The organism is Pseudomonas sp. F9001, assembly GCF_013385435.1.
Taxonomy (GTDB): Bacteria; Pseudomonadota; Gammaproteobacteria; order Pseudomonadales; family Pseudomonadaceae; genus Aquipseudomonas.
The window spans coordinates 61,805-88,484 of sequence record NZ_JACAPX010000029.1 but is presented as its reverse complement, the minus strand read 5'-3'; the positions used below and the strand labels follow the sequence as shown (position 1 = coordinate 88,484).

The window sequence follows — 26,680 nt, the reverse complement described above, 5'->3', positions numbered from 1 at the left end:
GAGAAAAGCGCTGGAGCAATCAGCCGCAATTGACCCGATTGATCACAAGGTTGTCATCGGTATTGAGGTTCAGGCGATCGGAGCGGTATTCCAGCGTGACCATGTCATCTGGCTTGAGAATGCGTGCGTTCTGCGCTCCGGCGCGGCTACGGGCCTGTTCCAGCAATTGTGGCGAAGCTTTCTGGCCGATTGCGAACTCGGCAGCCTTCGCCTCACAGCGGCTATGACCAGCATCGGTCACGGCAGTGTCTTTGGCTGGCTCAGAGGTACCCGGGGTGCTGCAACCCGACAAGGCGAGCGCAGCCAACAAAGTACCGAATGATGCGAGCTTCCAAGGCATGAAGCCTCCTTTGAGAAAAAATGGACAGAGATCGTGCGACCGTGGTTTGGCCGATTGGTTTCAGAATTGTCACAATTGGCTGTGGGCCAGTCTGCCTGAGTCGACACCGGGCGCTGGCGAATCAATCGTCACCAGATATGAACGCACTCAGTAGATGTCGATGTAATCAAACGGCGGCGTTGGCCAGTTCTGCTTGAGCGCGTTGAAAATCTGCATCACCCACACCTCGTCGCTGGCTGCGACGTTGCCGACATAACCCGAACCCGCCGCCCAGGTCTCCAGGCGGAACAGAAGGCCGTCGATATCGACGCCACCCACCACGCCCGAAGAAATGTAGGCAATACCGGCCTTGGTAACGCGCAATTGGGTGTGAACGTTGTCACTGGCGGACGCAAGCAGCTGCCGCACAGCATCCAGCGTCAGGTTGTCGGGGTTGTTCAAGTCGATCTGCACGCGGTTTGCCCTGGCAATTAAACAGGCGGACAGTGTCGCACAGCCCTCCCCTCATGCCTAAGTAGCAGTGCCAAACACGGCGCAAAATGGTTAACTCCACACGCAGAACGCACTAACCGCCTTTCAGCCTCGCGAGACACCCATGACCATCGTCACGATCCACGCCGACATCAAAGCCAAGTGGCCCCACGGGCAAAGCTCCTACAGCCCGGGCAGCCCAGAGGAGTTGGCAATCATCGGTATCGACCTGCTGGTCAAGGAACTGGGCACACAGGCCGCGCAGGCATTCATCGGCCAGGTATTCGAGAAATACCCGGCCGATCACATGGGGGCGCCAGACCCCGAGCGCGAATAAGACCCGGCCGACGAACGTCGACCGGCAGGCTGTTTACTTCAGGCGACCAAGGCGTTCGGTCAGCAGATCGAAGAAGCCCTGGGCATCGCCATTTTCAACCCAGAACGCGTTCTTCGGTTGTTTCAGGCCATCGTACCAGTCGACGATGGTCTGGCCGAAGGTCGGGCCTTCACGGCTGTCCACCACCACGTTGACCTCACGGCCGCTGAACAGCGCAGGCTTGAGCAGGTAGGCAATGACGGTAGCGTCATGCACCGGGCCGCCCGGGATGCCGTAGTGCTCCATGTCGCCCTTGACGTATTCATTGAGAATATCGCCCACCACCTTGCTCGCGTTGTTGTTCAGCGCAGCGATTTGCTTCAGGCGTGCGTCGCTGGTCAGGACCTTGTGGGTCACGTCCAACGGCAGGTAGGTCAGCTTGACGCCGCTCTTGAGCACGATCTCGGCCGCGATCGGGTCGGCGAACAGGTTGAACTCGGCCACCGGCGTGATATTGCCGCCGTTGAAGTGCGCGCCGCCCATCACCACCACTTCCTTGATGCCTTGAGTGATCTCCGGCGCCTGGGTCAATGCCAGCGCCAGGTTGGTCTGCGGACCGAGCATGGCGATGGTGATGCTGTGGGGCTTGGCGGTGCTGAGGGTCTTGATCAGGTAATCAACGGCATTGCCTTCGGCCAGGCCTTTTTTCGGCTCATGCACGGTGACGCCGGAGATGCCTTCCTTGCCATGGATGTTTTCAGCGTAGATCGGCGTGCGCAGCATCGGTTTCGGTGCACCGGCATATACCGGGATGTCCTCGCGCCCTGCCCATTCGCGGGCCAGGCGTGCGTTGCGGGAGGTCTTGTCGAGGCGCACGTTACCGGCAACGGTGGTCAGCGCGCGGATCTGCAGTTCATCGGGCGAAGCCATGGCGAACAGCAAGGCAACCACGTCGTCGGCACCGGGGTCGGTGTCGATGATCAGGTCGATTTTTTCCGCCGCGTGGGCGCTTGCAGCAGTTAGCACGGACAAAAGCAGCACACTCCGGAACAGGTGTCGCAGGGTTTGGGTACCACGTTGCATGACGCACTCCTTGTCGTTGGGGAATTCTAGAACGTTACGCCGGAAACCAGCGCGATATTGCAGTAGGGCTGGCACTCGCCGGTGCGCACCACCGCCCTCGCCTTGCGGCTGAGCTGCTTGAACTCTTCATGGCTGACCAGGCGGCGCTCGCCGAGGGCGGCCTGTTCGGTCAGGGTATTGAGATCCGCCAGGGCCGGCGGTTGCTTGAGCAGGATTTCTTCCGCGAGCACGTGGCTTTCCACCTGCATCTCGCTGAGGACGATGCGCAAGGTACTGACGAAATCCGGAATGCCTTTGGTCAGCGCCAGGTCGATCAGCTCGACACCCGGCGGCACCGGCAAGCCGGCATCACCGATCACCAGAATGTCGCCATGGCCAAGGGATGCGATCACCCGCGACAGCGCGATATTGAGCAAGGGAGTCTTTTTCATGAGGGCACAAAACCTTGGACGTCATGCAATGTGGGAATAGAGGGTTGCGCACCCGCGCGGGTCACGGACAGCGCGGCGGCTACCTGGCCGAAACGAATGGCCTCGGCCTCGCTCCTGCCGTTGGCCAGCGCGGCTGCGAAACCGCCGACGAAGGTGTCACCGGCAGCCGTGGTATCGACCGCCTTGACCTTGGGCGCGACCAGGTGCTCGAAGCCTTGGCCATCGACAAACAACGCGCCTTCGGAGCCGAGGGTAATGATCACTTTGCCAGCACCGGCCTTGATCAGGCGTGTCGCGGCGGCCTTGGCGCTGTCCAGCGAGTCGACCACCACGCCGCTCAAGGCCGAGGCTTCGCTTTCATTGGGAATCAGGTAGTCGATGGCGGCGTACCAATCCTCGGGCAGCGGACCACTGGCCGGCGCCGGGTTCAGGATTACCGTCTTGCCCAGCTCGCGACCGCGCTTGAGGGCATGGCCGACAGTCTCCATCGGCGTTTCCAGCTGGCAGACAATCACGTCGGCAGCCTGCAGCACACTGTCAAATGCCTGTAATTTGGCTGGGGTCAGCTCGCCATTGCTACCGGCGACAATAACGATCGCATTCTGGCTGCTGTCATCCACCACGATCAGCGCCACGCCGCTGGAACCGTCGACGGTGCTGACGGCCTGGCAATCAATGCCCTCCACCAGCAACGCGTCGCGCAATTGCGCGCCATAGGCATCGGTGCCCACGCAGCCGACCATGGCGACCTCAGCCCCGAGGCGCGCCGAAGCGACCGCCTGGTTCGCGCCCTTGCCGCCGGGAACGGTGGAAAACGATTGGCCGATCAGGGTTTCACCGGCGCGGGGCAGCCGACTGGCCCGGGTGACCAGGTCCATGTTCAGGCTGCCTATTACCACTACTTTTGCTGGCATACATCAGTACTCATCAATTCGGTTCAGCGGTATTGGGCAAACACACCGGCCAACGGCGCCGTCGACTCGCGCAGGACAATACTCGGCGTCACGATGCGTTGATCGATCGGCAATTGGGGTGTCGCAATTCGTCGCAGTAAAAGCTCGGCCGCCATCTCTCCCAACTGCAGGATCGACTGGCCCACGGTGGTCAGCGCCGGGTACACGTACTGGCTCATCTGGATATCATCAAACCCGATCACCGACAGCTCACCGGGCACCCGGATATTACGTTCGGCAGCGGCGCGCAAGACGCCGAAGCCAATCATGTCGTTGCCGGCAAAAATCGCGCTGGGGGGATTATCCGCCAGCAATTGCGCCGCGGCCGCGTAACCACCGGTACTGGTGAAATCACTTTCCAGCACACGGCCGGCCGGCACTTCGAGCCCCGCCTCGGCCAGGGCGCGGTAGTAGCCCGCCATCCGCATTTGCGCCACGCGGGTATGACTCGGGCCACCAATGCAGGCAATGTCGCGATGACCCAGATCGAGCAAGTGCCGGGTCGCCAGGTAAGCGCCCTGTTCATGGTCGATGCGCACCAGGTCGACATCGATCCCGTCCAATGCACGGTCGACGATGACCATCGGCGTGCGCACCGCCTTGAGGCCTGTCGCCAGGCCGCTGTCGTCGCCGCCCACCGAGGTCACGATCAAGCCGTCGATGCGTTTTTCCAGCAGCACCCTCAGGTAGCTGCGCTGCTTTTCAGCATTATCGTCGGAGTTGCAGAGGATCACGCAATAGCCGTTACGCTCGCAGTAATCCTCGATGCCCCGGGCCAGTTCCGCAAAATACGGGTTGAGGCTGTTGGGCACCAACAGGCCGATGGTGGCTGTGGTCTTGGCCTTCAGCGAGCGCGCGACCGCACTGGGCACATAGTCGAGCTGCTTGATGGCCGCCTCGACCTTGATCCGTACCGGCTCGCTGACCGGGCGCGTCTTGTTCACCACATGAGACACCGTGGTGTAGGAAATCCCCGCCAGCGCGGCCACATCCTTGATCGTTGCCATGGCTCAGGCTCGCCGACTGGCGCGCTGGCTGCGGTAAGTATCGAGCACCACCGCGATCACGATCACGGCACCGGTGATGATACGTTTGGTCGGCTCGGTGGCGCCAATCTGCGCCAGCCCTGCCGCCAGTACCGAGATGATCAGCACGCCGAAGAAAGTACTGATGACCGAGCCACGCCCGCCCATCAGGCTGGTGCCGCCGATCACTACCGCAGCGATCACTTGCAGCTCCAGGCCGGAACCGGCGTTGGGATCGGCCGCTTCCAGGCGCGAAATCTGGAACAGCGCCGCCACACCCGCCAGCAGGCCCATCAGGCTGAACACCAGGATCTTGTAGGGCTTGGGATTGATACCCGCCAGGCGCACGGCCTCTTCGTTGGTGCCAATGCCGATCAGGTAGCGACCGAACACGGTACGGGTCAGCACCAGCTGCGCGGCGATGATCACCAGCAACGCGATGATGAACGAAGGTGAAATGCCGAAGGCCACCGGGTTGGACAGCCAGGCAAACGAATCACCGATGTATGCGGTACGCGAGCCGGTCATCTGGTACGCCACGCCGCGCGCCATTTCCAGCACGCCGAGGGACACGATGAACGACGGGATCCGCCAGGCCACTGTGATGGAACCGGTAATGGTCCCGGCCAACGCGGCGCAGCCCATGCCCAGCACGGCTGCCGGCAACACACTCCAGCCCCAGCCGAGAATCGCCACGCTGACGGCCGATGCGGCCAGGGCCAGCACGGAGCCTACCGACAGGTCGATGCCGCCGATGATCAGCACGAAGGTCATGCCGACTGCCAACACCATCAGGTCGGGAATCTGGTTGGCCAGGGTGCTGAAGGTGTCGTACGAGAGGAAGTGGTCGCTCAGGAACGAGAACAGCGCAATCATCGCCAGCAAGGCGCCGGCCAGGCCCAGGTAGGTGCCCAGGCCATAGAAGTTGCCGCCACGTTTTGCGGGGGAGGAAGTGGTTTTCATGGGGTATTCCTAGGCGCTGCGTCGTTGAGCAGCGCATCACGTTTCTGATAGCCGGCAAAAGCAGCGGCAAGCAATTCGTCCTGGGTCCAGCTGTCGCGCTCGAAGGTCTCGATCAGGCGCCCGGCGGAAAGTACGCCGATGCGGTCGCAGATCAGCATCAACTCACGCAGGTCGCTGGACACCACCACCAGCGCCTTGCCCTGGCGGGTCAGGTCGCCGAGCAACGCATAGATATCGAATTTGGCGCCGACGTCGATGCCTCGGGTCGGTTCATCGAACAGCATCACCGCGCAATCGCGCTCCAGCCAGCGGCCAATCACCACCTTCTGCTGGTTGCCACCCGACAGCTCGGACACCAGCTGCGCTGGACTGGAACTGCGGATACGCATGGCGTCGACCTGGCGCTTGGCCAAGGCCGTTTCGTCACGACTGTTCACCAGGCCACCGCTGGACACCTTCGGCATGTTGCCCAAGGCAATGTTGGCGCCGATGGATTGGGTCAGCAGCAGGCCTTCGCCCTTGCGGTCTTCGGTGATCAGGGCGATGCCATGGCCAACCGCGTCGACGGGCGAGCGAATGCTGACGACTTGCGCAGGTGTGCCCAGGGCAACGGTGCCGCTGTCGGCCAGGTCGGCGCCGAAGATCAGGCGCAGCAACTCCGTACGGCCCGCACCGATCAGGCCGGAGATGCCGTAGATTTCGCCGGCACGCACTTCAAACGACACGTCGCGGACCTTGTCCGAGCGGGTCAGGCCTTTTACCGTCAACAGCGGCGCGCCGATGGTGCGCGGGCCCAGGTCGATTTTCTCGCCCAGTTCGCGGCCCACCATCAGCGTGACCAGTTGCTCACTGTTGTAGTTGGCCATCGGCTCGACACACACCAGCTTGCCGTCACGCAGCACCGCAATGCGCTGGGCAACCCGGGCCAGTTCTTCGAGCCGGTGGGAAATATAGATAATCGCCACGCCCCGGGTCTGCAGGCGGGTGATTTGTTCGAACAGCATCTCGACTTCACGGGCGGTCAGCATCGCCGTAGGTTCATCAAGGATCAGTACGTGGCAGTCGCCAATCAGGTTGCGGGCGATCTCGACCATCTGTTGGTGGCCGATGCCAAGGCTGCCGACCAGGGTGTCCGGGTCGATAGCGTCCAGGCCGACCTGGGCCATGGCTTCAATGGCGGCCTTGCGCAGTTGCTTGCGGCTGATCCAGCCACCGTGGCTGGGCAGGTTATCGAGGAACAGGTTTTCAGCGACCGTCAGGGTTGGCAGCAGGTTAAGCTCCTGCATGACCATGCGGATGCCCTGCTCTTCAGCCTGGGTCCGGCTGCCTGGCGTGTAGGCCTGGCCATTGAACTGCATCTGGCCGTCGGTCGGGGTGACCAGCCCGCCGATGATTTTCGACAGGGTGCTTTTCCCCGCGCCATTCTCACCGGTAAGCGCCAACACTTCCCCACGATTGAGCGTCAGGGTGATGTCGGACAGAACCGGTTGGGCATAGGTCTTGCCGATACCGCTGACCGAGAGGACAGCGTTCGGTGCGGAAGATGACATAGGAACGTCTCCAGGCGTCCGCTCGGGTGAGCGGACGCTGTTTTGTGCTGCCGGGGAATTACTTCTTGAGGATGAGTTCGACCGGGGTTTCGATCATGCCATCCACGGCATCGACTTTTTCACCCTTGACCAGCTTCAGAGCGTTCTGGATACCGAAAACGGCTTGCTGGGCAGCAGCCTGGTCGGCGGTGGCCAGGACACGGCCGTCCTGCAGCATCGGCTTGATGGCCTCGATGTTGTCGTAGCCTACGACCAGCACCTTGCCAGCCTTGCCGGCGCCACGTACGGCGGATACTGCGCCCAGTGCCATGTTGTCGTTACCGGCCAGCAGTGCCTTGATGTTCGGGTTTGCCTGGAGCATGGCAGCGGCAATCGCGTTGCCCTTGTCGATTTCCCACTCACCGGATTGGGTGGAGACGATCTTCATGCCGGCGGCATCCATCGCGTCCTTGAAGCCAGCGGTACGCTGCTGGGCGTTGGTGGTGGTGGACACACCTTCGATGATGCCAACCTGGTCACCCTTGGTGAGGTGCTTGGCCAGTTCTTCACCGACCAGGCGCGCGCCCTTGCGGTTGTCTGGACCTACGAACGGGATATCAAGGTTTTTGCTTTTCAGTACATCCACATCAAGACGGTTGTCGATGTTGACGATCTTGATGCCTTTGTCGGAGGCCTTTTTCAGCACGGTGACCAGGGCTTTCGAATCGGCGGGAGCAATGACGATCGCGTCAACCTTGGACAGGATCATCTGATTGACGATATCGATCTGTGCACTGGTATCGGTTTCGTTCTTGATCCCGTTGGTGATCATGTCGAAGTCGGCGGCGTGGGCTTTCTGGTATTCCTTGGCACCGTCCTGCATGGTGACGAAGAATTCGTTGGCGAGGGATTTCATGACCAGGCCGACCTTGGGTTTGGCGGCGGTCTCGGCAGCAAATGCAGAGGAAAGAGGCAGGGCAGCGGATGCGGCAGCAAGCACAGCGACAGCAAGAAGACGTCCAGCAAATGGCAGCTTCATGGGTTCACTCCGATCTTATGATTATTGTGAGCAACGCTTGCACCGAAGAACGCTTCGGCAGCCAACCCACCCGGGCGGCTGATACGAGCTTTCACGACACTCGAGGAGCACCCCGTGAAACATCTCGCAAACGTTTGCGTTAGGTCAAACTATGAGAAGCTTGTCGAGATTTGTCAACGGGAGAAAACAGCCTTTTGTTGAATCCGCTTTACGCCCTGCCCTCGAAGCCATCCGGTACCCCCTTTAAACATCCGCGTTGCTGGATCGTTCTCTGAAACGACAGGTCGCGGCGTGCCTCCTGCGTTTAAAACCAAACTTTTCCGTCATCCTTTTCGGACAACCGAACACCCGTGCACCGCTTTGTTCGGAAAGCCGGACAGAAGACCAAGCCATTTACTTACAAATCAAACAAATATAGATATAAATCAATAGGTTAAATTCTATTGCCAAACAAAATCCCGCTGGTACAAATCCTGCTCTTACTCAGCACCTCGTGGCGTTCAGAACCGCCCGGGTGTTTCTAGATGAACCTGCATCAGCACTCATCAAAACTAGAGAGAAGAATAATGAAATCTGCGTTGAAAACTTTCGTACCGGGCGCGTTAGCCCTCCTGCTGTTGTTCCCCGTTGCCGCTCAGGCAAAAGAAGCTGAAACCCAGCAAAAACTGTCCAACGTGGTGATCCTTGCCACCGGCGGCACCATCGCCGGCGCCGGCGCCAGCGCGGCCAACAGTGCGACCTACCAGGCCGCCAAGGTCGGCATCGAACAATTGATCGCCGGTGTTCCTGAGCTTAGCCAGATCGCCAATGTCCGCGGCGAACAAGTATTGCAAATTGCCTCCGAAAGCATCACCAACGAAAACCTCCTGCAACTGGGTCGTCGTGTCGCCGAACTGGCCGACAGCAAGGACGTCGACGGCATCGTGATCACCCACGGTACCGACACCCTGGAAGAGACTGCCTACTTCCTCAACCTGGTGGAAAAGACCGACAAGCCAATCGTCGTGGTCGGCTCGATGCGCCCAGGCACCGCCATGTCGGCTGACGGCATGCTCAACCTGTACAACGCCGTTGCCGTCGCCGGCAGCAAGGACGCCCGCGGCAAAGGCGTACTGGTGACCATGAACGACGAGATCCAGTCGGGTCGCGACGTCAGCAAGATGATCAACATCAAGACTGAAGCGTTCAAGAGCCCATGGGGCCCGCTGGGCATGGTGGTTGAAGGCAAATCCTACTGGTTCCGCCTGCCAGCCAAGCGTCACACCATGAACTCGGAATTCGACATCAAGACCATCAAAAGCCTGCCGGACGTCGAAATCGCCTATTCCTATGGCAACGTAAGCGACACCGCCTACAAGGCCCTGGCCCAGGCCGGCGCGAAAGCCATCATCCACGCCGGTACCGGCAATGGTTCGGTGTCGTCCAAGGTGGTGCCTGCCCTGCAGGAACTGCGCAAGCAAGGCGTACAGATCATTCGCTCTTCCCACGTGAATGCCGGTGGTTTCGTTCTGCGTAACGCCGAACAACCAGACGACAAATACGACTGGGTAGTTGCCCATGACCTGAACCCGCAGAAAGCCCGCATCCTGGCCATGGTCGCCCTGACCAAGACCCAGGACAGCAAGGAACTGCAACGGATGTTCTGGGAATATTGATCGCTCCCGGGCCCGGCCGGCAACGGTTGGGCCATCCCGCTCGTGGCGTACCGCGAGCGGGTCTGATTTCCTCCGCTTTACCCCCGCGCAAAAAACCTTTGAAAAACAAAGCGTTCCTACACCAAATCGGCAAAACCACTGTCAGAAGAAATTCTTGAATTTTAAGCAGTTGCGAAATTGCCCACAGTTAAATACTGTATGCACGTACAGCCTAATAAGGAATACTCCGTGGCAAAGCCCTCTTCCGCAGCACCAACACCTCCTGATGCCTACCAACGACTGGCCGTTCGAGTGCAGAAAATCATCAACTCCACCAATGCCCAAAAAAACAAGGCGGCGTTGATTTTTCGTTTGCCGGAGGAACCGGAAGACGAGTGGGCACGACTACTGGAAGAGATAGCAGAAAACGATAACGTCACCCTCGCTTATCGCGATGACGGCGGCGTGCAGATTTTCTGGGTTGTGCCGAAGGAAGATTGAGTCAATGAGTGTCCGTTTTATCAGTGTGTTGTTCGTGTTTTTTGCTGTCACCGCTCACGCCCAAGCCCCCAGGACGTTCAGCGAAGCCAAGAAAATCGCCTGGAAGCTGTATGAACCGCAATCCACGGAGTTCTATTGCGGCTGCAAATACAACGGCAACCGGGTAGACCTGAAAGCCTGCGGCTATATCCCGCGCAAAAACGCCAACCGGGCGGCACGTATTGAATGGGAACACATTGTTCCGGCCTGGCAGATCGGCCATCAGCGCCAGTGCTGGCAGGATGGCGGGCGCAAGAACTGCACCCGCAAGGACGCGGTCTACAAGCGGGCCGAAGCCGACCTGCACAACCTGGTGCCGAGCATCGGCGAGGTGAATGGCGACCGAAACAATTTCAGTTTTGGCTGGCTGCCGGTACAAAGCGGCCAATATGGATCATGCCTGACCCAGGTGGACTTCAAGGCCAAGAAGGTCATGCCCCGCCCTTCCATTCGCGGCATGATCGCCCGAACCTATTTCTATATGAGCAAGCAGTATGGCCTGCGCCTGTCGAAACAGGATCGCCAGCTGTATGAAGCCTGGAACAAGACCTACCCGGTACAGCCCTGGGAACGCCAGCGCAATCAAACCGTGGCGTGCGTGATGGGGCGCGGCAATGAATTTGTCGGCCCGGTGAACTTGAAAGCCTGCGGCTGAACGAAAAAAGCGGGAGCGCCATGGCCTCCCGCTTGTCGACTCTTTACTGCGCAACCTTGTGTTCGATGACCTCGGACACCGTGTCATTCTTCTTCGCAGTCGCCAGTTTCTCGGTCAACTGCGCTTGTTTCGCCTCGGCCTCGGCCCTGGTGCTGAATGGGCCCAGCAGCACCTGGTCCTTACCGTCTTCCTTCGCCAGATAGAAACTGAAACCGTGTTCCAGCAACCACGCGGTCAGGTCAGTCATCGCCTGCAGCTTGTGATCCGGCGGCCCCACCCATACATCCCATTCTTGAGAGGCGATCGCGCCGACCGCAGGTTGCGCCTGGGCGGGCGCCTCGGCAACGGCAGGCCTGGCCTTGGGGGCGTCGACACTTTTACCTTCACCGCAACCGGCCAATGCCAACACCGCAATTGCCATCGCTACTTTACGCACTACCCTGCTCCTTAGAGGATCAAAGAGGCGACTTTATCATTCACTGTCTATTCTGGCCGTCATAAACGTTGGCTTAAACAATGCGAATGATGTATCGCAGACCTGTATGATGGCGGCATGGGAATTAATGCCGCCTCTATGCGTCCTAAAAGAGGCAGCCACAGGGAAGCGCTTCGCAGTAAGCTACACACATCCGACATCTGCCCTGTCTGAAACATGTGTCCTTCAAAGCAATCAAGGAGAAGTCCATGCTGATACTCACCCGCAAAGTCGGTGAAAGCATAAACATCGGTGATGACATCACGATCACCATCCTGGGCGTTAGCGGCCAGCAAGTAAGAATCGGCATCAATGCTCCAAAGGACGTTGCCGTGCATCGCGAGGAGATCTACCAACGTATCCAGGCGGGCCTGACGGCTCCGGATAAAAACCAGACACCTTGAAGCGCCTCCAGTAGCCAGCCCTTTCGTTCACTGTAACGGCTGGCGAAAACCTCTTTCAGCCTGTTCGCGGCTTCCCGCGGCCAGCGCGCCCTATTCCCTTGTTCCAGCGTCAGGCCAGCGTCATCCCAGGCCGACACCGCGTGCCATGCCACTCGCTGCAATCATCATCAGCACCAGCAGTAACGCCTGCACATGGCTGATGCGCGCAAAAAGACCTGCCTTGTGCAAATCGAGGCGCGTGCCACGCGCCAACGCGATGCGCCATTTGATAAAGCGAATCATCGGCGCGAGCTCCAGTAACAAAATTAATACAAGCAGCGTCATCTTCACGTGAAACAACGGCTGGTGCAGGTAATAATCACTGCCCTTTTCGTAGCCGCCGAAGGCCCGCAGGCCACCGGTTACCAATAACACCAGGGCACTGATTCCCCAGATGTTGTCCGCGATCAATACGCGGCGCAGGGTGGATGGGTCACTATCAGATACACCGCGCAATGCCTTGCCACGCGCAAGCACGGCCGACAATGCCATGGCGAATGCCAGTAAATGGACTGCTGCAAGAAACCACTGAACCAACATAAGGCGTACTCCCTTTTGTATGACACATGGCAGGAACACTTCTCAGTAATAGTCGCTGGCTGCGTTCTACGCATGAACCAGCCTGCAAACAAAGGGAACTTGTGGAGTTTTCCAGGGCCGAATCTCGTGACAAATCCCCTACAGTCTGCAGCGCGCCAAGGAGCACGTTGATGAGGCGTACCGTTAAACAGCCTTACTTATCCAAGTCTTGGTTGATTGTCACGCTGATCAGCGTGGCGTTTGTGGCGCTGGAGTATGGCCTCAAGTTCGAAATCGAAGGCTCCTCCGACAAAGCCTACTCATGGCTGGACCTGACGCTGTTCCTGAGCGCGTACTTGTTTTTCTTCTGCCTCAAGCCCATTCAGGTCGCCGTCCATCGCAGACTGTGCCGGCGCGCGCCTCACAGTGATCGCCGCAAAGCCTCATCCTGACGGCTTTGGGTTTCATCTTGAAGTTCGTTGCCCCAGCGCGGTGTATCCCGCAAGCGGGTTGAAACCGTCGCCGCAGTTGCTATCAGATCGCCGGTATTTACAGCTGCGCGACACAACCTATGCTTGGGCATGCACGGTCGGTGAAAGGTTGTAGCGCTGATGGACACACTGAGTAAAAGCGAAATCGAATCAGCACTGGCAGCGCGCCTGCCGAGCTACAAAATCGTCTGCACCCTGCATGCCGATGGCACGCTTTCCGCGATTCTCAGCGGCCCGGAAGCTGATCACTTTGCGGTGACCGGCATCGTCCGCGCACACCATCGAGGGCCGGAGGCGATTGCCAGGCTTGCCAGCGAAATCCTCAAGGAAATGGTCTTGTCCCGCCAGGGGCTCAAGGGCAACCGCCTGCAGACGCTCACTGGAAACAGCTCCAACGTTGAACCGCCCCTTTACGAAGAAGGCCGATCCGGGTAACCGGGTCGGCCTTTTTTTACGCCAGGCGCTGTAGATGCAACAGCCCGGCTTCGTCCCGCTGAACCTGTAGACGCTCATACCCGTCAATCGACGGATGCTCGGTGACCATGGGCACAAGGTGGGTCGACGTCACCACCATCACATCGGCCCCCGCCGCCTCGCCGGCGCGAATCCCGACGCTGGCATCCTCAAACACCAGGCAGTCCTGTACCGGTACTCCCAGCCGTTGCGCACCGAGCACATAACAGGCCGGATCCGGCTTGCCGCTGGCGACATCCTCCGCGGTGACCAGCACCGCCGGCGGGTTGATCCCGGCCGCCTGCATACGGCGCAGAGCCAGTGCCTTGGGGGCAGACGTAACCAGCGCCCATTGATCGCCGGGCAATGCGTTGAGGAATTCCACCGCGCCCGCAATCGCCACCACCCCTTCCACATCCTCAAGTTCAGCCTCGGTAATCCACTGCGCCTCAGCCTGCGCGTCCACACCGGGCAACGCCTGGCGGGTGATGGTATCGATGGCCCGGGCACCATGGATGGTCTTCAGAAAAGCCTCGACATCCAGCCCATGGCGTTCAGCCCAGGTGGCCCAGACGCGCTCGGCGGCGGCAATGGAGTTCAGGAGTGTGCCATCCATATCGAACAGGAAGGCGCGGTAACGGTGGGCGAATACAGCTGAATCGCGGGTGGACACTGCTCGGCTTCCTCTTGCTTTCGTCACCCGGTCTTGGGCGCTGACGAACCACTTGCCTGGTGCAATCTACGGATCGGCCCAAACGCTGTAAACCTTCCCTTGGTTTGTACCGGACTGTATGGGAACCCCGCCTGGATACGCGAACCCGCATTTCGCCACGCCTGGGCACACATGGCAGATACACCCCGGCGATTAACTACGACCACCAGCCAATCCGGCTGACTCACGCGTAGGAGCCTCATCATGTTCAATCTCTCGAAAGCTTCGTCCCTGGTACTCGGCCTGACTGTCATCGCGGGCCTCGGGCTGTCATCCATGGCGTCGGCCGACACCCACGCTGGCGCGGTCAAAGACCAGTCATCCCACCTGCTCGCCGAGGGCGGCGCAGATCGCCTGCACGAACGCGGCCTGGCGGAAGGCGGCGCTGAACGCCTGCAAGCAGCCCGTACTGTCTGATGGGTCACCGTCCAACCAGGGCAGCCTTCCGGCTGCCCATTGCATTACAAACTTGTCATCAAGCTGTCAGTGTTGCCCGCACCCTCACTTCATACAGTGAAGTCGTCAGTCACCCACAGCGGGTGACCCAACTTCCCACTGAAAATGAAGCGAGCCCGCCCATGAAACCTGCAAGCAAACTCTGCCTGATCGCCGCCAGCCTGTTGATGCTGGGGACCGGCGCCGCCGTGGCCGGCCCGATTGCACCGGTGAAAGCCAATAACGTAGTGCTGGTACACGGCTCCTGGGCCGACGGTTCCAGTTGGTCCGAAGTGATTACCCGCCTGCAGGCCGCCGGCTTGCATGTAACCGCCGTGCAAAACCCGTTGACCTCGGTGGCGGATGACGTCGCTGCCACCAATCGCGTACTCGATCAACAGGACGGTCCTACCGTGTTGGTCGGCCATTCCTACGCCGGCACCGTGGTCAGCGACGCCGGGGTCAACCCCAAGGTCAGCTCCCTGGTATACGTCGCCGCCCGCGCTCCGGACGCCAACGAAGACTTCGTCGCCCTGTCCGCCAAGTACCCAAGCACACCCGTGCGGGCCGGTGTGGTGGAGCACGACGGTTACCTGACCCTGAATCAGGACGCCTTTCTCAAGTACTTTGCCGCCGACGTACCCCACGCCAAGGCCATGGAGCTGTACGCCGTGCAACAACCGATCGCCAAGACCCTGTTCAGCGGTCGCACCGTCAACGCCGCGTGGCACACCAAGCCGTCCTGGTATGCGGTGTCCAGCAATGACCAGACCATCAACCCGGACCTGGAACGCTTTCTCGCCAAGCGCATGAACGCCACCACCATCGAGGTGCCATCGAGCCACTTGTCCCTGGTTTCCCACGCCAAGGAAATCACCGACCTGATCCTCGAAGCGTCCGGCCGCCAGCCTTAAGCCCTTCATTACGATCTTGTCATCATCCTGTTGGCTGGCTGTTTGTGTCGCCTGGTTACTGTGAACTCACTGCCGGATACCGGCAGCCAACCCTTAAAGAGAGATACCGCCATGAAACTGTTTATCCTCGGCTTTGCTGCCCTCCTCGCCACCGGCTCGGCCTTTGCCGATACCACCGCCACCACCTCGGTGATCCATGACACCCCCGGCTTCTTCATGCACATGGACGTGGCCAAAGTACTGTCGAGCACCGATACCTACGGCCAGTGCGGCATTGTCCCTGCGCGCCTCGACTACCTCGACAGCCAGGGCCGCGAACACGTGCTGGACTATCAAGTACAGGGCATCGGCTGCCCCAATGACAATTGATCGGGCTACACTTGCGCCACGCAAGAACTGCACATCACCAGGGCGAATCCCATGAATATCCTCGTAGTCGAAGACGAGCCCAAGGCGGGCAACTACCTGCTTAACGGCCTGCAGGAACTGGGTTACTCCGTGAGCCTTGCCCGCGATGGCGTGGACGGTTTGCACCAGGCCCTGGAAACCCCGTTCGACGTGATCGTGCTGGATGTGATGATGCCGAAGATGGACGGCTGGGAAGTGCTGCGTCGCCTGCGCAAGGAAGCCGACACGCCGGTGCTGTTCCTGACCGCCCGGGACGATATTGCCGACCGCATCAAGGGCCTGGAACTGGGCGCCGACGATTACCTGATCAAGCCGTTTTCCTTCGCCGAACTGGTGGCGCGCCTGCGCACCCTGACCCGGCGCGGGCCAAGCCGTGAAGAAGAACACTTGCAGATCGCCGACCTGCAGATCGACGTGCTCAAGCGCCGCGTCAGCCGTGGCGGCGTGCGCATCACCCTGACCAACAAGGAGTTCGCCTTGTTGCACTTGTTCGCCACCCATCAGGACCAGGTACTCTCGCGCTCGCTGATTGCCTCAAGGGTGTGGGACATGAATTTCGACAGCGACACCAATGTGGTCGACGTGGCCGTGCGCCGCCTGCGCCTGAAAATCGACGACCCGTTCCAGCTCAAGCTGATCCATAGCGTGCGCGGCATCGGCTATCGCTTCGATACGCAACCATGAGCAAGCCCCGGCATTACTCCCTGACGCTGCGCCTGGCGCTGATCTTCGCCCTGCTGGCGTTCGCCCTGCTGGCAACCCTCGGCGTGGCGCTGTACCGCGACCTTGAGCGCGAACTGATCCACCGCGACGACGCTGCGCTGATCTACCGCGTCGACCAACTGCGCAACCTGCTGAACGACAGCAACACCCTGGACCTGATCAAGACCAAGCCCGAACTGTTCCAGAACATGCTGGGCAACCGCGAATCGGTGCTGAGCATCGCCGCACCCGGGCAGAAACCGCTGCTGGAAGTGAACCCCGGCAACATCGACATGCCCGACGTTGCACCGGTGCCCCGGGACCACGCCCTGGAATTCGCCGACGTGCAGCATTTACCCGGCGTCAATGGCGTCCCCTTCTCCACCCTCGCCGCGACCATCGATTCAGGCGACCTGGGCAGCCTGCAAGTCACTACCGGGCGGTTGATGACCGAGCGCACCGCAGTGCTCGCCAGCTACCGGCTGAGTGTCTATATCCTCGCCAGCATCGCGGCATTGGTACTGGCGGTGGTCGGTTACCTGATGGTGCATCGCGGCCTGCTGCCATTGCGGCGCCTGGCCGTGCATGCCCAGGGCATCGGCGTCGGCAACCTCGCCGCGCGCCTCGACAGCCACGGCGCCCCCAAAGAACTGCTGCCGATGATTGATTCGTTCAACACCATGCTCGAACGCCTGGCCAAGGGTTTTGTGCAACTGGGCCAGGTCTCCACCGACATGGCCCACGAACTGCGCACGCCGATCAATAACTTGCTCGGGGAAACCCAGGTGGCGCTGCAGCAACACCGTAGCATCGAGGCCTACCAGCAACTGCTGGCCTCCAACGTCGAAGAACTCGAACGCCTGGCGCGCATGCTCGACAACATGCTGTTCCTGGCCCGCACCGACCCGGCCAGTGCGCTGCGCCAGCGCCAGGAACTGGACGCGGCCGATGAAGTGGAACGCATGGCCGACTACTTCGAAGGCCTGGCGGGCGATGTCGATATCAGCATCCTCGCCCAGGGCGCCGGTGTGATCTGGGCCGAACCGATGCTGCTGCGCCGTGCCCTGGCCAACCTGTGCGCCAACGCCATTAAATATGGTGCGCCCGCCTCTGAACTGCTGATCCAGGCCACACCCTGCGCCGAAGGCATCAACCTGACAGTGACCAACCACGGCGCGACCATCCCGGCGGAGCACTTGCCCAGGTTGTTCGAGCGGTTTTATCGCGTGGATGAATCACGGGAGCGTTCGGCGCATTCCAATGGATTGGGGCTGTCGATTGTCGCGACCATCATGCAGTTGCATAACGGCCGATACAGCGTGAGCAGCGAGAACGGTGTGACATGCTTCGCGTTGTTTTTCCCGGGACGCGAAGCCGAAAACCTCAGCTGACTTGCCCACCCGTTTCACTGATATCCACCAAGGTATTCCAGGCCGTCAGCAACGCAATCCGCAAGCCCTCGACCTGCATCGGCAATGCCATCGAGGCCGGCTCGGGTATTCGGCCCACCACCTGTTCGGGCAGCCACGGCACATGGATGAAACCGCTGCGTACCCCTGACCCGGCGAGCGCGTGCTGCAACAGATAGAACACCTGGTTGCACACGAAAGTGCCGGCGGTTTGCGACACGCTGGCCCCAATGCCGGCCTCGCGCACGGCCCTCACCATGGCCTTGCTCGGCAAGGTGCCGAAGTAGGCCGCAGGGCCGCCGGGCAGCACTTCCGTGTCGACAGGTTGCTCACCCAGGTTGTCCGGGATCCGCGCGTCGTTGAGGTTGATCGCGACCCGCTCGATGGAAATATCACTGCGCCCGGGGCCCAGCCCGACAGCAATGACCATCTGCGGGCGGTGTTCGGCCAACAGCTGAGCCAGGCGCTCGCCCGCCGTGGCAAAGGCACAGGGTAACTGCCGCGCGACAATCCGCACATCAGCGCCCAGCTGCACACCCTCCAACAGGCGTACCGCCTCCCAGGACGGGTTGACAAGGTCTTGGTCAAACGGTTCGAAACCCGTCAGCAATACAGTGCGCATTACAGCCTCACATCAGCAGGTAGAGCAGGACAATATTGACCACCAGCATCATCAACGCGGTCGGCATCTGTGCCTTGATGACCGCGTTTTTATCCGGCAGCTCCAGCAACGCCGCCGGGACAATATTGAAGTTGGCCGCCATGGGTGTCATCAGCGTACCGCAGTAACCGGAGAACATGCCGATGGCAGCCATCACCGCCGGGTTGCCGCCGTAGATGCCTACCAGCACCGGTACGCCAACGCCGCCGGTCATCACCGGGAAGGCGGCAAAGCCATTGCCCATGATCACGGTAAACAGTGCCATGCCCAACACATACACCATCACCGCTACCAGCTTGTAATCCAGGTTGATATAGGTGGTGGTGATGTGCGCCACCGCTGTGCCCACGCCCGCTTCGTTGAACAACAGCCCGAGCATCGCCAGCATCTGCGGCAGCACCATCGCCCAGCCCAGCGCTTCGGTGAGGCGCCGGGATTCGCGAAGGGCTTGCACCGGGGTGTCCCGCGTCAGCCAGCAGGCCAGCGCCAGTGCAATCAGGCAGCCGATACCCAGGGAAACAAAGGTGGTGTTCTTCGGGTCCAGCAGCGGCACGCCGCCGATCTCGGTGTGTTTGAGCAATACCGAGCCGATCACCGTGGTCAACGGAATGGCCAATGCCGGGATAAACAGTTTATGCCCCAGGCGACCAGCGCTGGCCCGTGCGGCCTTGTCATGCAACTGGGCATGCGCGCCGCGACCTACGCCGCCCAGGCCCGCGATGAGTGCCATCACCACCACGCCCACGCCGACCACCACCGAGGGCAGGCGCTCCCCCACCAGGAACGGAATGGCAAACAGCAGCCAGAACAACGAACTCGACCAGCGCTTGGGGTGGGTGCGATCCATCAGGATCATCCCGGCGGTAATCACCAGCAGAACGCCGGCCAGCCAGTACAGGTATTGAATGGAAATGATCATTGCGCCGCCTCCGCTGTGTTGGCCGGTAACAGCTCTCGGGTCAGCATTCGGTCAAAGCGGTGCAAGCGAATGGCGTGAATGATGAAGGCGCAGATCGCCGTCGGGATGCCCCAGACCGCAATGTGCAGAGGCTCCACATCAATCCCCGAACCCAGCAGGAAGGTGTGCATCAGCGCAATCGCACCAAAGGCGACGAAGATATCCTCGCCAAAAAACAGCCCCACGTTGTCGGTCGCGGCACACATGGCCAGGACCTTGTGGCGAAGCTTGTCGGGGAGTTTGCCATAGCGTTTTTCCGCCGCGCCTTCCGCCATCGGCGCCAGCAACGGGCGCACCATCTGCGGGTGCCCGCCCAGGCTCGTCAGGCCCATGGCCGCTGTGGATTCACGCACAAACAGATAGATGATCAGCAAGCGCCCAACCGTGGCCCGCTCAAAGCGCGCGATCCAGTTTTGCGCATGCAGGCGCAAGCCATGACGCTCCAGCAAGCCAATGACAGCCAGTGGCAACAACAGGATCAATTGCAAGGCGCGGGTCTGGAGGAAGCCGTCGCCCATGGTGGCGAGGATCTTTTCCAGCGGGAAGTGGGCGGCAAACCCGGTGGCAATCGCTGCCGCCGTGACGACCAGCAGCGGATTGAAGCGCAACACAAAGCCGACCACGATGACGAGTACGCCAATCAGCGGCCATAGGTTCACAACAGTTTGCATGGTGGTGAGGTCCTTAAGTGCGCGCTGCGGCGCCAGTAAAGCAGGTAGTGAACAAAGGGTTCACTGCAAGAAAACGGCGTGCAGCCCGGCTCGATTTTTTATTGTTGACCTGGAAGGTCGAGCGTCAGTGGCCGCATCTTTGCTGCTTGGGGAGGTAGGTGTCCAACAAGAAAAATTGTTGCTGCAATCCAATAAAGTTTGTGGGTGTTTGAAGCGTTAGAGGGCATTTGTCGGCCCGTTTGAAGAGAAGGCCCAGGCGCAGAACGTGCTCAGGTACTTGAAGTCCGATCAGGGCCTCGACGGCTTGGTCACGTGGTGAACGGTGACCCGCTAGCCCTCAGCCCAGGTGCTTCTGGAAAAAGTGGCGCGTGTGTCCTGGCGGGTACTCGGCAATATGCCCGAACTCGCTGAAACCCAGCTTCCGGTAGAACCCGGGCGCCTGGAAGCTGAAGGTGTCCAGCCAGATCCCCGCACACCCTTTCTCCCGTGCCAGCTCCTCAGCCGCGAGCATCAACCGCGAGCCCATGCCTTGAGTGCGCATTGACTCAGGCACGCTCAACAGCTCAATGAACATCCAGCCATAGGAAATTTTCCCGTAGAGGCCGCCTACCACTTCCTGGCTCACGGGATCGCGCAACAACAACCCGAAGGTTTCGAACGGGTTCTCACCGCACTGGCTGATGTTGTACGTCCGCAGCGGCTGGAGGATGGCCTGGCGCTCTTGCTCCGTCACCTCAAACGACAGTTCCATTGCCACGTCCATCTTGATCGTCCTGTGTTGAATTCCAGATCAGCCCACAAAAACACCACCCCTTCAAGGATTGAGTTTTTCCAGGGCCGCTCGCAACTCGGTGTTGTTGCCCCCCAACGCGCTGGTGGCGATCGCCGCGTTGCGCAGCAGGATCGATGCGGCGTGGGGGATGTGTTCTTTCAGCAATCGGTCGGAGGGGCCCGACAGCGTCAACGCGCCCTTGAGCTCACCGCCCATTGCAAACACGGGGACGGAGACGGCGGTGGTTTCCGGGTCGCGTTCGCCGAACGAGCAGGCCCAGCAGCGTTCACGCTCCTGAGTCAGTGTGGCGTCACCCTGGCGTGAGAACGCGCGCAGGACCTTGCCGGAAGCCCCGGCATGCAGCGGGAACCGCGCGCCTTCCAGCACCGAGACCCGCACCGCGCGCTTGGGCTCGACACGGAACAACACCACCCGGCTGCCGTTTTCATAGACGTAGAAAGACGAGGTCTCGCCGCTCTCTTCGGTGATGGATTCCAGCAGCGGCAGGATCACATCCCGCAAGCGGAACGAGGCTTGATATAGCTGGGACAGGCGCAGAGGTTCAGGCCCGACGGCGTATTGGCCGTCACTCAAGCGCCGCACAAACCCGGCTTTTTCCAGCGAGGTGATCAGGCGCAGGATGGTGCTTTTATACAAGCCGGTGCGCCGGGCGATCTCCGCCAGGCTCAAGCTCTCCTGGTCGATATTGAAGGCCGCGAGAATGGAAAACGCGCGATCGACTGCAGCAACGCCGCCTTCCGGACTGCCGGCTTGATCAGCAAGACTGTTGTTGGGTTCGGTACTCATGGCCACTCATTGGGTATTCATCGCCGGCGCAAGCGGCGGCATCATTGCCGTCCCGGTCGCGCCAGACACTTTCAGTCGCCGTAACATACCCTTTTGCGCCGGGGTGCAGCCACCGCATTATGCGTCCCGCAGGAAAAGCCGCAGCGACATAACCATCGCGGCCGCGACGAACATGATGCACCCCATCACCATCAGGCCCGCCGTGAACGAGCCGGTGTAGTCCTTGAGAAAGCCCATCAGGTAGGGCCCGACAAAACCGCCAAAGGCACCAATCGAGTTAATCAGCGCAATACCACCGGCAGCGGCCTGGCCACGCAGGAACTTGCCCGGCAAGGTGTAGAAAATGGTCTTGCCGGCAATCGTCCCCACCAGCGCCAGGGTGATCCCGGCCAGGGCGGCCACCAATGTGTCCATCTGCAAGGCGACCAATAGCGCCAGGCCAGCCAGCAGCATGGCCACGGTCAGGTTGAAAATCCCCTTGCCGGTGCGGTCCACGTGTTTCGCCCAAACCAACAGGCCGATGGTTGCAAAAAAGTAGGGAATCGCCGCCGCCCAGCCAATCATGCTGATCTCGACACCGTGGGCCTTGAGCATCTGCGGCAGCCAGATTCCAATGCCGTAGGAGCCCAGGGTAAAACTGAAGGTAATCGAGCTGAGGATCCACACCCGAGGGTCTTTCAGGGCAGCCTTGAAGCCGTGGCGGTGCTGGCCCTGGCTTTGCTCTTCAGCCAGCAAGCCGGTGAGCACGGCACGTTCCTGTGCCGACAGCCATTTGGCTTCGGAAGGCTGGTTGGTCAGCACTTTCAACGTGATCAGCCCGAGGATGCACGCCGGGACGCCCTCGATCAGAAACATCCATTGCCAGCCTGCCAAACCCCAGATGCCGTGCATTTGCAGGAGCCACACCGACAGCGGGCCGCCCACCAGGAACGAAATCGGCGTGGCCGCGGTAAACCATGCCAGCACCCGCGTGCGGTACTGCGCAGGAAACCACAGGGTCAGGAAAAAGATCACGCCGGGAAAGAACCCGGCCTCGGCCACACCCAGCACCAGGCGCATGGCGTAGAAGCTGTAGGGGCCGACGACCCAGGCGGTGGCAGCCGCCGCAATCCCCCAGGTAATCATGATGCGCGCCATCCACCGCCGGGCGCCAAAGCGGTACATCGCCAGGTTGCTCGGCACCTCACACAGGCAGTAGCCAACGAACATAATCCCCGCACCCAGGCCGAATTGCGTGGCGGTCAAACCCAGCTGTTCGGTCATTTGCAAGGCGGCGTAGCCAACGCTGGTGCGGTCCAGGTAGTTGAAAAAGTAAGCCAGGGCGAGCAGCGGGATCAGACGCCAGGCGGCCTTGTGCAGGACGCGGGTTTGCTCTGCATCCAGCACCACGGCGGTGATGGCTGGGGCGCCTGATGCAGGTGTCGTGACAATTGCCATGACGGGTTTCCTCGACATTATTGTTATTGGAATGGCGACAAAAGGACCTAGCGGACCACGCCACGAGCGCGCAAGGCGTCGACATCCCTGGCGGCATAACCCAGTTCTTCAAGCAACGCCTGCGAATGGCTGCCCAGTTGTGGCACGTTCAGGCGCGTATCGAAACGCCGGCCATTCATTTCAAACGGCAGCATCGGCACCTTCACTTCCTCGCCGTTATCCAGCGTCAGGTGCGCCAGGCCGCCGGAGGCATTCAGGTGCACATCGTCAAACAGATCCTGAGGCCGCTGGATCGGCGAGAACGGCAAGCCGGCCTGCTCGCACATGTCCATGATTTGCTGCTTGGGCAGCGTGGCCAGCCGCTCCCGCACCAGCGGCAGGATTCGCGAACGGGCATGCACACGCTGGGTGTTGCGCGCCAGTTCGGGGTCGCTGCCCAGTTGTTCAAAACCAAACGCCTGGCAGAAGCTCAGCCATTGGCTGTCACTCACCACGCCCATGAACACCTGCTCGTCATCCCGGGCGTTGAACACGTCATAGATCGCCCACGCTGAAAGACGGCTGGGCATCGGCGCTGCCGGCTGGCCGGTGGTCGCCATCTGCATCATGTGCTGGCCGACCAGGAACGCGGAGTTCTCGAACAGGCCGGTCTGCACAAACTGGCCCTCCCCGGTCGCCTTGCGTTGCCACAGTGCGGCCAGGATCGAGATGGCGCTGAACATCCCGCCCATCACGTCATTCACCGAGGCACCAGCGCGTAGCGGGCGGCCTTCGGGGCCGGTCATGTACGCGAGCCCGGACATCATCTGCACCACCTCATCCAGTGCAGTGCGGTGTTCGTAAGGGCCCGGCAAAAAGCCTTTCATGGAGCTGTAGATAACGTCGGGCTTGATCGCCTTGACCTGCTCAAAGCCCAGGCCGAGTTTTTCCATGGCGCCTGGACGAAAGTTTTCGGTGACCACGTCGGCGCTTTCGATCAGCTTGCGCACCGCCGCCATCCCTTCCTCGGTCTTGATGTCGACGGCGAAGCTTTTCTTGTTGCGGTTGTAGGTCATCCAGTAGCCGGCGCCCGAACCGGTCAACCGCCGGGTGTTGTCGCCAGCCGGCGTCGGTTCGACCTTGATCACTTCGGCACCAAGATCGGCCAGCACCAGCCCGCAGGTCGGGCCCATGACCATGTGCACAAACTCGACCACGCGGATGCCCGCCAATGGCAGCGCCTGGATCTTGTGATTCTGCGTGTTCATCGTACAGCCCCTGCGTAGTGGAAGTTCTTGCCCACGCCGGCATCCGGAATGAACCCGTAGAGCGGCTCGCCTGGCAGGCCTTTTTGCAGCCATTCACGTGCCGCCACCAGCTTGTCGATATCGACGCCGGTACGCAGGCCCATGGATTCGAGCAGGTAAACCAGGTCTTCGGTCACGATGTTGCCCGACGCGCCCGGCGCATATGGGCAGCCGCCAATCCCGCCCTGTGAGGCGTCGAACGTGGTGACCCCCACATCGAGCGCCGCCAGCACATTCGCCAGCCCCTGGCCGCGGGTGTTATGGAAATGGGCACTGCCAGCCTTGGCGCCGATTTCGCTGTGCAAGCGGATAAACGCCCGGCGCACCTGAGCCGGGTTGGCGTAGCCGACGGTGTCCGCCAGCCCTACCTCATCCACGCCCAGCTCGGCCATGCGCAGCGCCATGCGAATCACATCGTCCTCAGGCACTTCGCCCTGGATCGTGCAACCGAATACCGTCGACAACCCAGCCTCCACTTGCACCTTCGGGAAGTGTTCGTTGCGCAGGGCAATGACCTGGCGAACCTCCTCGAACACCTGTTGATGAGTCTTGCGGATATTGGCCAGGGAATGCGGCTCGCTGACGGAGATCGGCAGGGTGATTTTCTGCACGCCGGCGTCGAAAGCGGCCTGGGCGCCCTTGAGGTTCGGCACCAGCGCCGTGACAAACACGTCCCGGCGTTGACGCATATGCACCACTAAGTGCGCCGCATCGGCCATCTGCGGCAGCAGCTTGGGGGAGACGAATGAGCCAATCTCGATTTCCTTGAGGCCGGCGTCGGCCAAAGCCGTTAGCCACTGCAATTTCAGCGCGGTAGGCATCGTCGCGGCGACGCTTTGCAGGCCATCACGCGGGCCTACCTCGCTGATCAGAATGTCGATGTTTTTATTAGGGGTCATCACCAGGCCTTTAAAGGTCAATTCATGCTTGTTCTATCTGACAGAACGATGTTCTGAAATAAATAATGAGCGCGTTAATTTTCACTGTCAACGTCCGAAAAGCGCCCAGCGCTTTTTACTTATATTTGGTTGATCAGCGGGCAAGCCAATTCATTGCATTGGTCTGATATGGCAAAAGACAGGGTTGACAGCCCAAGAAATAACCTCGACATTTGTTCTATTAGAAAGCACATCGTTCTATCCAACAGAACAAAACAATAATGAGACAAGGCTTACCTCCTTTTCAGAGGTGCCTTGCCCGTTCCGTAGGAGTTGATCCTGTGAGCCTGTATGCCCCGCCTCGTGATTTGCCCACTCGCGTCTTCAGCACATTGCCGCAGGTTTTCTGCAAGGACGGAGACTCCGAGTGGGTGCACGCCAACAAACCCGGCCAGCGAGTGAAAAGCTTCCTCGAAGGACCGTCCTTCGATGTGCAGGGCAATCTCTATGTCACGGACATTCCCTACGGCCGGATCTTTCGCATCGACCCGCACGGCAACTGGACCCTGGTGGTGCAATACGACGGCTGGCCCAACGGCCTGAAGATCCATCGCGACGGGCGTATTTTCATTGCCGACTACAAGCACGGCATCCTGACCCTGGACCCAGCCAGTGGCGTCATCACACCGTTTCTGACTCACCACCGCAGCGAAGGCTTCAAGGGTGTGAACGACCTGTTCTTCGACGCTGGCGGCAAGCTCTACTTCACCGACCAGGGGCAGACCGGCCAACAGGATCCCACCGGTCGTGTATTCGCCTACGACCTGGAAAATCAGACGCTCACCTGCCTGATCAACAACGGCCCGAGCCCCAACGGCCTGGTCATGGACCTGGCGCAAAACGCGCTGTTCGTCGCCATGACCCGGGGCAACGCGGTGTGGCGCCTGCCGATCCAGCGCGACGGCGGCACAAGCAAAGTCGGGATCTTCACCGCACTGGCGGGCGGCGTGAGTGGCGCCGACGGCATGGCCCTCGACGCGCTCGGCAACCTCTACGTGTGCGATGCCGGCAATGCCTGCGTCTGGGTATTCGATCCCCACGCCGTACCGCTCTATCGCATCCGCAGCTGCACCGAGGGCCGCACCCTGACCAACCTGGCGTTCGGCGGCGAGGGCAACCGGCAACTGTTCATCACCGATTCGTCGACCGGCTCGATCCTGGTCGCCGACCTGGAGCACGCCGGCCAACCGATGTTTTCCCACCGCTGAAT

33 protein-coding genes and 1 pseudogene are annotated in these 26,680 nt (G+C 60.5%); 14 read left to right on the top strand and 20 right to left on the bottom strand.

The window, feature by feature from the left end; all coding sequences use genetic code 11:
- Window positions 1-19: 19 nt before the first annotated feature.
- A complete protein-coding gene (locus tag HX818_RS24415; protein ID WP_008438688.1) occupies window positions 20-340 on the bottom strand; it encodes an I78 family peptidase inhibitor in 321 nt (106 codons plus the stop codon).
- Between the two features lie 147 nt (window positions 341-487).
- On the bottom strand, window positions 488-793 hold the full coding sequence (locus HX818_RS24410) for a hypothetical protein (RefSeq protein WP_008438689.1): 306 nt from the start codon (window positions 791-793) through the stop codon (window positions 488-490).
- A gap of 142 nt (window positions 794-935) precedes the next feature.
- Here HX818_RS24410 and HX818_RS24405 point away from each other — a divergent pair, with 142 nt between their 5' ends.
- Window positions 936-1,148: a hypothetical protein gene (locus tag HX818_RS24405; RefSeq protein ID WP_003219951.1), complete on the top strand. Its 213-nt coding sequence runs from the start codon at window positions 936-938 to the stop codon at window positions 1,146-1,148.
- Between the two features lie 33 nt (window positions 1,149-1,181).
- On the opposite strand, the gene HX818_RS24400 is transcribed toward HX818_RS24405, so the two are convergent.
- From HX818_RS24400 to HX818_RS24370, 7 genes are read right to left on the bottom strand one after another with little or no spacing between them, the layout of a single operon-like run.
- Window positions 1,182-2,210, bottom strand: a complete 1,029-nt coding sequence (locus HX818_RS24400) for a nucleoside hydrolase (RefSeq protein WP_003219953.1) — start codon at window positions 2,208-2,210, stop codon at window positions 1,182-1,184.
- 26 nt (window positions 2,211-2,236) lie between these two features.
- Entirely contained in the window at window positions 2,237-2,641 is a 405-nt protein-coding gene (gene rbsD, locus HX818_RS24395; RefSeq protein ID WP_008438690.1) for a D-ribose pyranase, read from the bottom strand.
- Complete coding sequence (gene rbsK, locus HX818_RS24390) at window positions 2,638-3,555, bottom strand: ribokinase (RefSeq protein WP_177020893.1); 918 nt, start codon at window positions 3,553-3,555, stop codon at window positions 2,638-2,640. The genes rbsD and rbsK overlap by 4 nt, the downstream gene beginning before the upstream one ends.
- Before the next feature lie 23 nt (window positions 3,556-3,578).
- Window positions 3,579-4,601 carry a LacI family DNA-binding transcriptional regulator gene (locus HX818_RS24385; protein ID WP_003219958.1) on the bottom strand — a complete coding sequence of 341 codons (1,023 nt, stop codon included), beginning with the start codon at window positions 4,599-4,601 and terminating at the stop codon, window positions 3,579-3,581.
- Between the two features lie 3 nt (window positions 4,602-4,604).
- Window positions 4,605-5,582 carry an ABC transporter permease gene (locus HX818_RS24380; protein WP_003219960.1) on the bottom strand — a complete coding sequence of 326 codons (978 nt, stop codon included), beginning with the start codon at window positions 5,580-5,582 and terminating at the stop codon, window positions 4,605-4,607.
- Window positions 5,579-7,132, bottom strand: coding sequence for a sugar ABC transporter ATP-binding protein (locus HX818_RS24375; RefSeq protein WP_177020892.1), 1,554 nt, complete (start codon window positions 7,130-7,132; stop codon window positions 5,579-5,581). The genes HX818_RS24380 and HX818_RS24375 overlap by 4 nt, the downstream gene beginning before the upstream one ends.
- Before the next feature lie 58 nt (window positions 7,133-7,190).
- Entirely contained in the window at window positions 7,191-8,150 is a 960-nt protein-coding gene (locus HX818_RS24370) for a sugar ABC transporter substrate-binding protein (RefSeq protein ID WP_003219963.1), read from the bottom strand.
- 566 nt (window positions 8,151-8,716) lie between these two features.
- On the opposite strand from HX818_RS24370, the gene HX818_RS24365 reads away from it, so the two are divergent.
- The 3 genes from HX818_RS24365 (at window position 8,717) to HX818_RS24355 (ending at window position 10,979) form a co-directional block, all read left to right on the top strand.
- Entirely contained in the window at window positions 8,717-9,805 is a 1,089-nt protein-coding gene (locus tag HX818_RS24365) for an asparaginase (protein WP_003219965.1), read from the top strand.
- Between the two features lie 228 nt (window positions 9,806-10,033).
- Window positions 10,034-10,285 (top strand): DUF1654 domain-containing protein, encoded by a 252-nt coding sequence (locus HX818_RS24360; RefSeq protein ID WP_023659007.1) that lies wholly within the window; start codon window positions 10,034-10,036, stop codon window positions 10,283-10,285.
- 4 nt (window positions 10,286-10,289) lie between these two features.
- Window positions 10,290-10,979 carry an endonuclease gene (locus HX818_RS24355; protein WP_003219970.1) on the top strand — a complete coding sequence of 230 codons (690 nt, stop codon included), beginning with the start codon at window positions 10,290-10,292 and terminating at the stop codon, window positions 10,977-10,979.
- Window positions 10,980-11,022: 43 nt separating this feature from the next.
- Here the strand turns inward: HX818_RS24355 and HX818_RS24350 are convergent, their stop codons facing one another.
- Entirely contained in the window at window positions 11,023-11,400 is a 378-nt protein-coding gene (locus tag HX818_RS24350) for a hypothetical protein (RefSeq protein WP_003219972.1), read from the bottom strand.
- 263 nt (window positions 11,401-11,663) lie between these two features.
- Here HX818_RS24350 and csrA point away from each other — a divergent pair, with 263 nt between their 5' ends.
- On the top strand, window positions 11,664-11,858 hold the full coding sequence (gene csrA / locus HX818_RS24345) for a carbon storage regulator CsrA (RefSeq protein ID WP_003192511.1): 195 nt from the start codon (window positions 11,664-11,666) through the stop codon (window positions 11,856-11,858).
- A 120-nt stretch (window positions 11,859-11,978) separates the two neighbouring features.
- Here the strand turns inward: csrA and HX818_RS24340 are convergent, their stop codons facing one another.
- Window positions 11,979-12,437 carry a DUF2214 family protein gene (locus HX818_RS24340; RefSeq protein ID WP_003219974.1) on the bottom strand — a complete coding sequence of 153 codons (459 nt, stop codon included), beginning with the start codon at window positions 12,435-12,437 and terminating at the stop codon, window positions 11,979-11,981.
- Between the two features lie 170 nt (window positions 12,438-12,607).
- Here HX818_RS24340 and HX818_RS24335 point away from each other — a divergent pair, with 170 nt between their 5' ends.
- On the top strand, window positions 12,608-12,868 hold the full coding sequence (locus HX818_RS24335) for a hypothetical protein (protein WP_003219977.1): 261 nt from the start codon (window positions 12,608-12,610) through the stop codon (window positions 12,866-12,868).
- Window positions 12,869-13,027: 159 nt separating this feature from the next.
- Window positions 13,028-13,342, top strand: coding sequence for a hypothetical protein (locus HX818_RS24330; RefSeq protein WP_003219980.1), 315 nt, complete (start codon window positions 13,028-13,030; stop codon window positions 13,340-13,342).
- 16 nt (window positions 13,343-13,358) lie between these two features.
- Here the strand turns inward: HX818_RS24330 and HX818_RS24325 are convergent, their stop codons facing one another.
- Entirely contained in the window at window positions 13,359-14,033 is a 675-nt protein-coding gene (locus HX818_RS24325; protein ID WP_177020891.1) for an HAD-IA family hydrolase, read from the bottom strand.
- Window positions 14,034-14,276: 243 nt separating this feature from the next.
- On the opposite strand from HX818_RS24325, the gene HX818_RS24320 reads away from it, so the two are divergent.
- The 5 genes from HX818_RS24320 (at window position 14,277) to HX818_RS24300 (ending at window position 17,922) form a co-directional block, all read left to right on the top strand.
- Window positions 14,277-14,489, top strand: a complete 213-nt coding sequence (locus tag HX818_RS24320; protein ID WP_102368534.1) for a phage infection protein — start codon at window positions 14,277-14,279, stop codon at window positions 14,487-14,489.
- Window positions 14,490-14,650: 161 nt separating this feature from the next.
- A complete protein-coding gene (locus tag HX818_RS24315) occupies window positions 14,651-15,421 on the top strand; it encodes an alpha/beta fold hydrolase (protein ID WP_102368533.1) in 771 nt (256 codons plus the stop codon).
- A gap of 111 nt (window positions 15,422-15,532) precedes the next feature.
- On the top strand, window positions 15,533-15,790 hold the full coding sequence (locus tag HX818_RS24310; protein ID WP_003219985.1) for a DUF2790 domain-containing protein: 258 nt from the start codon (window positions 15,533-15,535) through the stop codon (window positions 15,788-15,790).
- 51 nt (window positions 15,791-15,841) lie between these two features.
- Window positions 15,842-16,513, top strand: coding sequence for a heavy metal response regulator transcription factor (locus HX818_RS24305; RefSeq protein ID WP_003219986.1), 672 nt, complete (start codon window positions 15,842-15,844; stop codon window positions 16,511-16,513).
- Entirely contained in the window at window positions 16,510-17,922 is a 1,413-nt protein-coding gene (locus tag HX818_RS24300) for a heavy metal sensor histidine kinase (RefSeq protein ID WP_003219987.1), read from the top strand. The genes HX818_RS24305 and HX818_RS24300 overlap by 4 nt, the downstream gene beginning before the upstream one ends.
- Here HX818_RS24300 and pcp read toward each other — a convergent pair.
- Genes pcp through HX818_RS24285 form a run of 3 tightly spaced genes read right to left on the bottom strand, consistent with a single transcriptional unit; the run spans window position 17,915 to window position 20,230 of the window.
- Window positions 17,915-18,562 carry a pyroglutamyl-peptidase I gene (gene pcp, locus HX818_RS24295; protein WP_177020890.1) on the bottom strand — a complete coding sequence of 216 codons (648 nt, stop codon included), beginning with the start codon at window positions 18,560-18,562 and terminating at the stop codon, window positions 17,915-17,917. The two genes, HX818_RS24300 and pcp, sit on opposite strands and share 8 nt — an antisense overlap.
- A 7-nt stretch (window positions 18,563-18,569) precedes the next feature.
- Window positions 18,570-19,520: a DUF979 domain-containing protein gene (locus HX818_RS24290; RefSeq protein ID WP_003219989.1), complete on the bottom strand. Its 951-nt coding sequence runs from the start codon at window positions 19,518-19,520 to the stop codon at window positions 18,570-18,572.
- Entirely contained in the window at window positions 19,517-20,230 is a 714-nt protein-coding gene (locus HX818_RS24285; RefSeq protein WP_003219990.1) for a DUF969 domain-containing protein, read from the bottom strand. The genes HX818_RS24290 and HX818_RS24285 overlap by 4 nt, the downstream gene beginning before the upstream one ends.
- 232 nt (window positions 20,231-20,462) lie before the next feature.
- Here HX818_RS24285 and HX818_RS31550 point away from each other — a divergent pair.
- Window positions 20,463-20,549: pseudogene (locus tag HX818_RS31550) on the top strand (SPOR domain-containing protein); the annotation flags it as partial.
- Window positions 20,550-20,567: 18 nt separating this feature from the next.
- Here the strand turns inward: HX818_RS31550 and HX818_RS24280 are convergent.
- The 5 genes from HX818_RS24280 to HX818_RS24260 form a co-directional block, all read right to left on the bottom strand.
- Window positions 20,568-20,993 carry a GNAT family N-acetyltransferase gene (locus HX818_RS24280; RefSeq protein ID WP_177020889.1) on the bottom strand — a complete coding sequence of 142 codons (426 nt, stop codon included), beginning with the start codon at window positions 20,991-20,993 and terminating at the stop codon, window positions 20,568-20,570.
- A gap of 51 nt (window positions 20,994-21,044) precedes the next feature.
- The gene (locus HX818_RS24275; protein ID WP_102605119.1) at window positions 21,045-21,809 is read right to left on the bottom strand and encodes an IclR family transcriptional regulator; all 765 of its coding nucleotides are present in this window, start codon (window positions 21,807-21,809) and stop codon (window positions 21,045-21,047) included.
- A 117-nt stretch (window positions 21,810-21,926) separates the two neighbouring features.
- Entirely contained in the window at window positions 21,927-23,246 is a 1,320-nt protein-coding gene (locus tag HX818_RS24270) for an MFS transporter (protein WP_256346361.1), read from the bottom strand.
- Between the two features lie 47 nt (window positions 23,247-23,293).
- Window positions 23,294-24,493 (bottom strand): CaiB/BaiF CoA-transferase family protein, encoded by a 1,200-nt coding sequence (locus HX818_RS24265; RefSeq protein ID WP_134326085.1) that lies wholly within the window; start codon window positions 24,491-24,493, stop codon window positions 23,294-23,296.
- Complete coding sequence (locus HX818_RS24260) at window positions 24,490-25,431, bottom strand: hydroxymethylglutaryl-CoA lyase (RefSeq protein ID WP_023659009.1); 942 nt, start codon at window positions 25,429-25,431, stop codon at window positions 24,490-24,492. The genes HX818_RS24265 and HX818_RS24260 overlap by 4 nt, the downstream gene beginning before the upstream one ends.
- 320 nt (window positions 25,432-25,751) lie before the next feature.
- On the opposite strand from HX818_RS24260, the gene HX818_RS24255 reads away from it, so the two are divergent.
- Window positions 25,752-26,678, top strand: a complete 927-nt coding sequence (locus HX818_RS24255; protein ID WP_003219997.1) for an SMP-30/gluconolactonase/LRE family protein — start codon at window positions 25,752-25,754, stop codon at window positions 26,676-26,678.
- Window positions 26,679-26,680 lie beyond the last annotated feature (2 nt).